Source organism: Pseudomonas sp. P5_A2_2 (genome assembly GCF_054177685.1).
Genome location: NZ_JBGCUL010000270.1, coordinates 1 through 5,400 on the forward strand (window position 1 = coordinate 1; position 5,400 = coordinate 5,400).

Annotated in this window: 5 protein-coding genes; all 5 read left to right on the forward strand. The window is 62.9% G+C overall.

Going from position 1 to position 5,400, the window contains the following annotated elements; all coding sequences use genetic code 11:
• Positions 1 to 1,046 (forward strand): glutamine synthetase family protein (locus ACXRVY_RS15940; RefSeq protein ID WP_458237734.1); only part of this gene is annotated, 1,046 nt, incomplete at its 5' end.
• Positions 1,047 to 1,053: 7 nt separating this feature from the next.
• Complete coding sequence (locus ACXRVY_RS15945; protein WP_458237735.1) at positions 1,054 to 2,445, forward strand: aldehyde dehydrogenase family protein; 1,392 nt, start codon at positions 1,054 to 1,056, stop codon at positions 2,443 to 2,445.
• A gap of 3 nt (positions 2,446 to 2,448) precedes the next feature.
• Positions 2,449 to 3,609 (forward strand): iron-containing alcohol dehydrogenase, encoded by a 1,161-nt coding sequence (locus tag ACXRVY_RS15950; RefSeq protein ID WP_223463651.1) that lies wholly within the window; start codon positions 2,449 to 2,451, stop codon positions 3,607 to 3,609.
• 17 nt (positions 3,610 to 3,626) lie between these two features.
• A complete protein-coding gene (locus ACXRVY_RS15955; protein WP_223463650.1) occupies positions 3,627 to 3,770 on the forward strand; it encodes a hypothetical protein in 144 nt (47 codons plus the stop codon).
• A gap of 13 nt (positions 3,771 to 3,783) precedes the next feature.
• A complete protein-coding gene (locus ACXRVY_RS15960) occupies positions 3,784 to 5,337 on the forward strand; it encodes an amino acid permease (protein WP_223463649.1) in 1,554 nt (517 codons plus the stop codon).
• Positions 5,338 to 5,400: the final 63 nt, after the last annotated feature.

Below are 5,400 nucleotides of genomic sequence, written 5' to 3' on the forward strand. Positions count from 1 at the left end.
ATCATCACCATCGCCAGGACTTGCCCCACAGTCCGCGGGCGATTCTGAAAAAGCAGGTCGAGCGCCTGCGCGAGCGCGGCTATACCGGCATGTTTGCCTCGGAACTCGAGTTCTATCTGTTCGATGAGAGCTACGAGGCGATCCACCAGCGCAACTATCACAAACCGAAAACCGCCGGCCATTACATCGAGGACTACAACATCCTCCAGACCACCCGCGAAGAGCCGGTGCTGCGGGCGATTCGCAAGCATCTGCAGGCCTCGGGCATTCCCGTGGAAAACTCCAAGGGTGAATGGGGTCCGGGGCAGGAAGAGATCAACATCCGCTACGCCGATGCCATGACCATGGCCGACCACCACGTCATCATCAAGCACGCCTGCAAAGAGATCGCGCAGTTGCAGGGCAAGGCGATCACCTTCATGGCCAAGTGGCGCTACGACGCCGCCGGTTCCAGCAGTCACATCCATAATTCGTTGTGGGACAAGAACGCCAAAAAGCCGCTGTTCTTCGACGCGAAAGCCGAGTTCGGCATGTCGAAACTGATGCGGGCCTGGGTCGCCGGGCAGCTCAAGTACGCCAACGACATCACCTGTTTTCTCGCGCCCTACATCAACTCCTACAAGCGCTTCCAGGCCGGCACCTTTGCGCCGACGCGGGCAGTGTGGAGCCGCGACAATCGCACCGCCGGTTTTCGCCTGTGTGCCGAAGGCAGCAAGGCCATCCGCATCGAATGCCGCATCGGCGGTGCCGATCTCAATCCCTACTTGGCCTTCGCCGCGTTGATCGCGGCGGGCCTCGCCGGCATCGACGAGAAGCTCGATCTCGCGCCGCCGTTCGAAGGTGACGCCTACCTGGATGAGCATTTGCCGGAAGTGTCCAAGACCCTGCGCGAGGCGAGCGCCGCCCTCAAGGCCTCCGGCATGTTGCGACAGGCGTTCGGTGATGAGGTGGTCGACCATTACGTGCACACCGCCGAGTGGGAGCAGAAGGAGTACGACCGGCGAATCACCGACTGGGAATTGCAGCGCGGTTTCGAGCGCTATTGAGATCACCATGAAAGATAAGATCAAGATCATTTCCCCGGTCGATGGCCGGGTCTACGCCGAGCGTCACTGCACCAATATGGTCCAGCTCGATCAAGCGCTGAAAGCGGCAGCCGCCGCCCAGGCGCAATGGCAACGCCGACCACTGAGCGAACGCGCGGCGTTGTGCAGCGCTGCGGTGGACGCGATGCTCGCCATGACCACTGAAATCGTCCCGGAACTGGCTTGGCAAATGGGTCGACCGGTGTGTTTTGGCGCCGGCGAGCTGCGCGGTTTCGAGGAGCGCGCCCGGCATATGATCGCCATTGCGCCGCAAGCGCTGGCCGCTGTCGAGCCCGCGCCCGCAGCGGGCTTTCGCCGCTATATCAAACGCGAACCGCTGGGCAYGGTGTTGGTGATCGCTCCGTGGAATTACCCGTACCTGACCGCGGTGAACACGATCATCCCGGCGCTGATGGCAGGCAACAGCGTAATCCTCAAGCACGCGTCGCAAACCCTGCTGGTGGGCGAGCGTTTTGCCGAGGCCTTTCGCCGCGCGAATCTGCCTGAAGGGCTGTTCCAGAACCTGGTGCTCAGTCATCTCTACACCGCTGCCGTCATCGTTTCCGGAGAGGTACAGCAGGTGAACTTCACCGGCTCGGTAGAGGCTGGCAAGGAAGTACAACACGCTACCTTCGCCAGCTTTCTCGGCATGGGCCTGGAGCTCGGTGGTAAAGACCCGGCCTACGTTCGGGCAGATGCCAATCTTGAGCACGCGGTGGAGAATCTGGTCGATGGCAGCTTCTTCAATTCCGGACAAAGCTGCTGCGCCGTGGAGCGCATCTACGTCGATCAGAAAATCTATCCGGCGTTTGTCGAACGCTTCGCCGCCCTGACCCGCCAATACGTGCTGGGCAATCCGCTGGACCCCACCACCACCCTCGGCCCGCTGGTTTCGCCGGCCGCCGCTGACTTTGTTCGCGGGCAGATTGCCGATGCGCTGGCCCAGGGCGCCAAAGCGCTGATCGATCCGCAGGCATTTCCCGCCGACGTACCGGGCAGCGCCTACCTCGCACCGCAAGTCCTGGTCGATGTCACTCATCAAATGTCGGTCATGCGCGACGAAAGCTTTGGCCCGGTGGTCGGCATCATGCCGGTGGCCAGCGATGAAGAAGCCATCGCCTTGATGAACGACAGTGAGTTCGGGCTCAGCGCTTCCATCTGGACCCGGGACCTCGCCGCGGCCGAACGCCTGGGCAATGAGATCGCCACCGGCACGGTTTTCATGAACCGCTGCGATTACCTGGACCCGGCTCTGGCCTGGACCGGCGTGAAGAACAGCGGGCGCGGCGTCACCCTGTCGCCACTGGGCTACGAGCACCTGACCCGGGCCAAATCCTTTCATCTGCGTCACGAGGTGTAGACCATGAACCTGACAGGAAACTGGAACTACCCCACGAGCGTTCGTTTCGGTGTCGGGCGCATCGCCGAACTGGCCGACGTCTGTCGCAGCCAGGGCATCCAGCGCCCCTTGCTGGTGACCGACAGTGGCCTGGCGCGCGCGCCGATCACCACGGCGGCGCTGGACGCGTTGCGCGCCGCCGGTCTTGGCGTGGCGCTGTTCTGTGATCTCAAGCCCAATCCGGTGGAAGCCAACCTGGCCGGAGGGCTCGACGCCTGGCGTGCCGGCCAGCACGATGGCGTGATCGCGTTCGGCGGCGGCAGTGGCCTGGACATGGGCAAGCTCATTGCCTTCATGAGCGGCCAGACCCGCCCGGTCTGGGATTTCGAAGACATCGGCGACTACTGGACCCGCGCCGACGACAGCCGCATCGCCCCGGTCATTGCCGTGCCGACCACGGCGGGAACCGGTTCCGAAGTCGGTCGTGCGGCGGTGATCATCGACGAGCGTACCCACACCAAACGCATCATCTTCCACCCGAAAATGATGCCGCGCGTGGTGATCAGCGACCCGGCCCTCACGGTCGGCATGCCGGCGAAAATAACCGCCGGCACCGGCATGGACGCGTTATCCCATTGCCTGGAAGCGTACTGCGCCCCCGGTTTTCACCCGTTGGCCGATGGCATTGCCGTGGAAGGCATGCGCCTGGTGGCCAACTCTCTGGTGAAGGCGGTACACATGCCGTCGGACCTCGAGGCGCGCGCGCAAATGCTCGCGGCGGCGGCGATGGGCGCCACTGCATTCCAGAAAGGCCTGGGCGGGATGCACGCGCTCTCGCATCCGGTGGGCGCGCTGTACGACACCCATCACGGCATGACCAATGCCACCTTCATGCCCTATGTCCTGCAGTTCAATCGTACGGCCATCGAGGAGCGCATCACCCGCCTGGCGGCGTACCTGCGCCTGCCCTCACCCGGCTTCGACAGTTTCATGGCCTTCGTCCTCAAGCTACGCAAGGACATCGGCGTGCCCCATACCCTGGTTGAACTGGGCGTGGATGACCGGCAAGCCGACCTGATCGCGGACATGGCGATAGTCGACCCCTCCGCTGGCGGCAACCCGTTGCCATTGACCCGGGACGGTGTGGCAAGGATTTTCGACGCGGCATTTCACGGCCGTCTGTAGGAGCGAGCCTGCTCGCGATGAACGTCAACGATGACGCGGGGAGCCTGACACCCCGCGTCATCCTCAAGTCCATCGTCGGAACGCCGCCCGGAGCAGGCTCGCTCCTACAGAAAACCAAGGTCGAGCCTACGGCGGCTCAGTTCGGCCTGTCCAAAACCTGAAGGGGCACACATCATGAACCCAGCAAGCCAGCCGGGCACCGAAGCGCAAGACAATGACGTCAAGGTGCTGCACAGCATGGGCTATGCCCAGCAACTCTCACGACGAATGGGGGTTTTCTCCAACTTTGCGATTTCCTTTTCGATCATCTGCATCCTCTCGGGTGGCATCAACTCGCTGGCCCAGGGCACCTCGGGCGCGGGGGGCATCTCCATCGGCATCGGCTGGCCGATCGGCTGCCTGATCTCCGGGGTATTCGCCATGGCCATGGCGCAGATTTCCTCGGCCTACCCCACCGCTGGCGGGCTGTACCACTGGGGCTCGATTCTCGGTAACCGCTTCACTGGCTGGCTGACCGCGTGGTTCAACCTGCTGGGGCTGGTCACGGTTCTGGGCGCAATCAACGTCGGTACCTATTACTTCTTTTTCGGCGCCTTCGGACCGGCTCTGGGCATGGAGGACACGACCACGGTCCGGGTGATTTTCCTGGCGATCCTCACCGGCCTGCAGGCCTTGTGCAACCACTTGGGCATCGGCCTGACGGCAAAGCTCACCGACTTCTCCGGCTACCTGATCTTCGCCACGGCGCTGGCCCTGACCATCGTCTGCCTGATGTCGGCGCCCAGCTACGAATTCGCGCGGTTGTGGACCTTCAACAACTATTCCGGCGAGGTGGGCGGCAGCGTCTGGCCGCAGGTCTCCAACGGCTGGATTTTCATGCTCGGCCTGCTGTTGCCGATCTACACCATCACCGGCTACGACGCCTCTGCGCATACCTCCGAGGAAACCCGCAACGCGGCCATGTCGGTGCCGCGCGGCATGGTCATGTCGGTGGTCTGGTCGTTGCTGTTCGGCTGGCTGATGCTCAGCGCGTTCGTGCTGATGCTGCCGAGCATGGACGAGGCGGCCAAGCAAGGCTGGAACGTGTTTTTCTGGGCGATGAACACCCAGGTCAACCCGACATTGAAGCTTGCGCTTTACGTGGCGATTTTCATCTCGCAGGTGCTCTGCGGGCTGGCCACTGTCACCTCGGTTTCGCGCATGATCTTCGCCTTCTCCCGGGACGGCGGCCTGCCCTGCTCCAAAGCCCTGGCCTCGGTCTCATCGACCCATCGCAGCCCGGTCGCGGCGATCTGGACCGGTGCCACCCTCGCGGTGTTGTTCGACTGGGGATCGTCGGTGATCTCCGTCGGGGCAACACCGGTCTATACGATCGTGGTGTCCTGCACGGTGATCTTCCTGTTCTTCTCCTTCGCCATTCCCATCGTGCTCGGCCTGTTTACCTTTGGGACTGCGAAGTGGCCGACCATGGGGCCGTGGAACATGGGCCGTTTCTGGTACTCGGTGTTCGCCATTCTCTCGATCCTGTCGATGATCATCATTTTCGTCATCGGCATCCAGCCACCGAACGATTGGGCGCTGTACATCACCATCGGCTTCCTGGTGCTGACCGCCATCGTCTGGTTCGGTTTTGAAGCGCGGCGGTTCCAGGGGCCGCCGGTGGGCGACATGATCGTCAAGCGCCAGGCTGAAATTGCTGCGGCGGAAGCGGCGTTGGACCGCAAATAGCGCGAGCAATGAGTAACCTGTGGGAGCGAGCTTGCTCGCGATGGCGGACTGTCAGGCACCCCT

Coding starts and splice junctions, on each gene's coding strand:
- ACXRVY_RS15950 (WP_223463651.1), top strand. CDS start 2,449: ATGAACCTGACAGGAAACTGGAACTACCCCACGAGCGTTCGTTTCGGT.
- ACXRVY_RS15955 (WP_223463650.1), top strand. CDS start 3,627: ATGAACGTCAACGATGACGCGGGGAGCCTGACACCCCGCGTCATCCTC.
- ACXRVY_RS15960 (WP_223463649.1), top strand. CDS start 3,784: ATGAACCCAGCAAGCCAGCCGGGCACCGAAGCGCAAGACAATGACGTC.